The following is a 3,467-nucleotide window of genomic DNA, read 5'->3' on the forward strand; positions in this document are numbered from 1 at the left end:
GCGATCCCCCTGGGCGCGCAGGAACCCCGCGACACCGCCGCGGCGCCGGAGCGCGCGCCGGGGGGAGCCGTCCGCGCGCTGACCACCATCGGCGGGGCGGCGGAAGAAGGGCTGCGCGACGCACAGCTGCGCGGGCGGGCGCCGGTGGACGGCTTCCTGCTCCGCTCGCCCTCGTCGCTCGCCGCCGACCGGGGGAACGGGGTTTGGATCGTGGCGCCCGAGGCCACCCTCGCCTGGAACTCGCGGATCCCCTTCTCCATCAACGACGGCGCGCTCTGGGCCGCCAGGGGGATCAGCGGCCTGGTGATGGCCGGCGTGCAGGCCCAGGCCGGTGCGGTGCGGCTGGTGCTGGCCCCGGAGCTGTCGTACACCGAGAACGGCGCCTTCGACGACATCCTTCCGTACGACTGGGGACCGGAGCAGCGGGCCCGCTACCGGGCGCCCTGGCAGAGCGGCGTCCATTCCATCGACCTGCCGGTGCGGCCGGGCAGCGGTGAGCGGCGGCGGCTCCATCCCGGGCAGTCGTCGCTGACGGTGCGCGCGGGCCCCGTGGCGCTCGGCGCGGCGACCGAGAACCAGTGGTGGGGGCCGGGCGTGCGCAGCGCCGTGCTCCTGGGCGGGCAGGCGGCGGGCATCCCCCACCTGTTCCTGCGGACGGCCCGGCCCCTGGGCACGCCGCTGGGCCGGGTGGAGGCGCGGTGGATCGCGGGGGGGCTGCGCGAGTCGGAGGGGTTCAACACCGACGCGAGCGACGACTGGCGTTCGCTCAGCGCCGCCGCGGTGGTGCTGACGCCGGCGGACGGGGTGTCGCTGGGCATCGCGCGCTCCGTGTACTCCGGCGCCGGCGGCGCGGCGGGAGTGCTGAAGAACGGCGCGGACGTGCTCCTTCGCTGGCGCGGCGCGGGGGACACGGCGGCCGCGCGGCCCTTCGAGCAGATGACCAGCCTCTTCGGGCGCATGGTCCTTCCCGCCGACGGGGCCGAGGCCTACGCCGAGTGGGTGCGCTACCGTCTTCCCGGCTCCGTGCGCGAACTGCTGGAGCGCCCCGAGCACACGCAGGGGTACACCGTGGGGATGCAGTGGCTGCGCCCGGCTCCCGGCGGGGGCGTGCGGCTGCAGGCCGAGCACACCTACCTGGAAAAGAGCCCCTCCTACCGCGCCCTGCCGATGGGAAGCTACTACGCCAGCGCCGCCGTTCCGCAGGGCTACACCCACGAGGGCCAGGTGATCGGGTCGCCCGTGGGGCCCGGCGCCTCGGGACAGTGGCTGGGGGTAGACTGGCTGGGCCGCGGCGCGCGGGCGGGGGTCTTCGCGGGGCGCATCCGCTGGGCCAACGACGCCCTGTACGACAAGCCGGCTCCCAACTCGGCGTTCCGCGGCCACGACGTCACCCTGCTGGCGGGGCTTCGCGGCGCGGCCGACGTCGGCGGGGCGCGCGTCAGCGCCGAGTGGACCGCCGGCAAGCGCTGGAACTACCTGTTCCAGGGCTACGCATTCGACTGGAACCAGCGCGAGAATACCGTGAACGTGGTGAACCACACGCTGCGGCTGCAGGTTTCGGCGGCGCCGGGGAGGGGCCGATGAGGCGGGGCTGGCTGGTGCTGCTGCCGCTCCTGGCGGCCGGGTGCGGGCTGCTGGAGCCCGAACCGGCCGACCAGATCGTCGGGCGCTACCGGCTGTCCACGTACGGCGGGCAGCCCCTTCCCGCGGTGATCGGGGGAAGCCCGGCCGGCGACCGCGTGGAGCTGCGGTCGGCCGAGCTGGAGCTGCGGAGGAACTTCCGGTGGGTGCTCGTCAGGAACGTCGAATCGGTCACCGGCCAGCTGCGGACCCCGGCGGTCCTGGCCGACTCGGGCATCTTCCGGTTCAACACCGTCCCCGGCGAGATCTTCGTGATCACCCCCGAGGACGGCCGGCCGCATCCCGCCAACGTCCGGGGCGCCGACACGGTCGACGTGTTCTGGAGCTACCAGCGGCACGACGTCTTCGTCCGCTAGCCGCCGGGCCTCCGCCCCAGGAGCCGCCGCCAGAAGCCCGCGCGCTCCGGCAGCGGAGGCACCTCCTGCGGGGGCTCGCCGGCCAGCATCCGGGCCGGGTTCACCTCCGAAAGCATCCGCAGCTGCTCCTGCCCCCCCCGGGCCAGGAGCATTTCCCGCGCGGAGCCCACGCCCAGGCGCCCGCGGGCGTGGTGGTCGCTGGACAGGTAGTCGGCCCAGCCGCGGTTCAGCAGGGCCCACGCGATCCGCTGCGGCCCCGGGCCGTACCGCCCCGCCAGCGATCCCCAGTTCACCTGCAGGGCCGCCCCCACCCGGCGCCACTCCTCCGGCCCCGCCAGGTCGTCGCCCACCTGCGGATACCGCTCCGGGTGCGCCACGATGGGAAGCCACCCCGCCACCTTCAGGTCGAACAGCACGCGCGCGGCGCCGGGCGGAACGCCCTGGAAGGGAAACTCCACCAGCACGAAGCGAGTCCCCGCCAGCCGCAGCCGCGGATCGTCCAGCACCGGGCGGGGCGAGTCCAGCATCAGCTCCACCCCGCGCTCCAGCCGCAGCGCCGGGAATTCGGCCGCCGCCAGCTCCGACAGCTCCCGCCACCCCCGGTCCAGCGCCTCCATCCCCGCCTCCAGGCGGCCGGGATGCTCCGTCGCCGAGGCCGCAAAGTGGGGCGTGGTCACCAGGGCGGTGACCCCGGCGTCGCGCATGCGCGCCAGCGCCTGGCGCGATTCGTCGAGCGAGGCGGCCCCGTCGTCGACGGCGGGAACCAGGTGCGAATGGAAGTCGATCATCCCTTCAGGCGGTTCGGCGGGCGGCGGCGTCCTCGATGACGCCGCGGAGCGTGGCTCTGACTGCGTCGTAGCTGGCGTGCCGCTCGCACCAGCGGCGGGCGCGCAGCCCCATGTCGCGGGCGGCCCCGGGCGCGTCGAGCACGGCGTCCAGCGCGGCCGCCAGTGCGGCGGGGTCGGCCGGCGGCACCACCAGCCCCCGACCCCCGGCCAGCATGGCGGGGATGTCGGAAACGGCGGTCCCCACCGCCGGGCGGGCCATGGCCATGGCATCCAGCAGCTTGCTGGGCACCTGCATGGCCGACTGCGGGTGCAGCCGCTGGGGGACCACCACCACGTCCGCGGCCTCCAGCAGCAGGGGCACCTCGTCCAGCCGGTACGGCGGGTGAAAGGCGACGCCGGGGAGCGCCGCCTTCAGCGACCGCAGGAACGGGTCCGCCGGATCGCCGCCCGCCACCACCAGGTCGGCGGGGTGCCGCATTCTCCGCACCGCCTCGGCCGCGTCTTCCACCCCGCTGTACACCCGCGGGGTGCCCATGAACAGCACCACCGGCCGCGCGCCGACGACGCCCAGCCGCGCCCGGGCCCGCTCCCTCCACTCGGGGCGGGGCTGCAGCCGGGCGGTGTCCTTGGCGTGCGGCACCAGCGTTCCCCCGTAGCGGGCCTGCAGCGCCTGCCCCGCAAC

The 3,467-nt window shown here is 75.6% G+C and carries 4 protein-coding genes; 2 read left to right on the top strand and 2 right to left on the bottom strand.

Going from position 1 to position 3,467, the window contains the following annotated elements; translation table 11 throughout:
- Together VIB55_RS00005 and VIB55_RS00010 are read left to right on the top strand one after the other, a co-directional pair.
- Positions 1-1,584: capsule assembly Wzi family protein (locus tag VIB55_RS00005; protein ID WP_331874599.1), on the top strand; the 1,584-nt coding region annotated here is incomplete at its 5' end.
- Positions 1,581-1,997: a hypothetical protein gene (locus VIB55_RS00010; RefSeq protein ID WP_331874600.1), complete on the top strand. Its 417-nt coding sequence runs from the start codon at positions 1,581-1,583 to the stop codon at positions 1,995-1,997. The genes VIB55_RS00005 and VIB55_RS00010, both read left to right, overlap by 4 nt.
- On the opposite strand, the gene VIB55_RS00015 is transcribed toward VIB55_RS00010, so the two are convergent.
- Both VIB55_RS00015 and VIB55_RS00020 read right to left on the bottom strand, forming a co-directional pair.
- Positions 1,994-2,785, bottom strand: a complete 792-nt coding sequence (locus tag VIB55_RS00015) for a tyrosine-protein phosphatase (RefSeq protein ID WP_331874601.1) — start codon at positions 2,783-2,785, stop codon at positions 1,994-1,996. The genes VIB55_RS00010 and VIB55_RS00015 overlap by 4 nt on opposite strands.
- Positions 2,786-2,789: 4 nt before the next feature.
- Positions 2,790-3,467, bottom strand: a 678-nt coding sequence (locus tag VIB55_RS00020; protein WP_331874602.1) for a glycosyltransferase, incomplete at its 5' end; no start/stop codon positions are given.

Source organism: Longimicrobium sp. (genome assembly GCF_036554565.1).
In the GTDB taxonomy this organism is placed as follows: Bacteria; Gemmatimonadota; Gemmatimonadetes; order Longimicrobiales; family Longimicrobiaceae; genus Longimicrobium.

Excerpts from the sequence above, each read along its gene's own strand:
- VIB55_RS00010 (WP_331874600.1), top strand. The coding sequence starts at position 1,581 with ATGAGGCGGGGCTGGCTGGTGCTGCTGCCGCTCCTGGCGGCCGGGTGC.
- VIB55_RS00015 (WP_331874601.1), bottom strand. The coding sequence starts at position 2,785 with ATGATCGACTTCCATTCGCACCTGGTTCCCGCCGTCGACGACGGGGCC.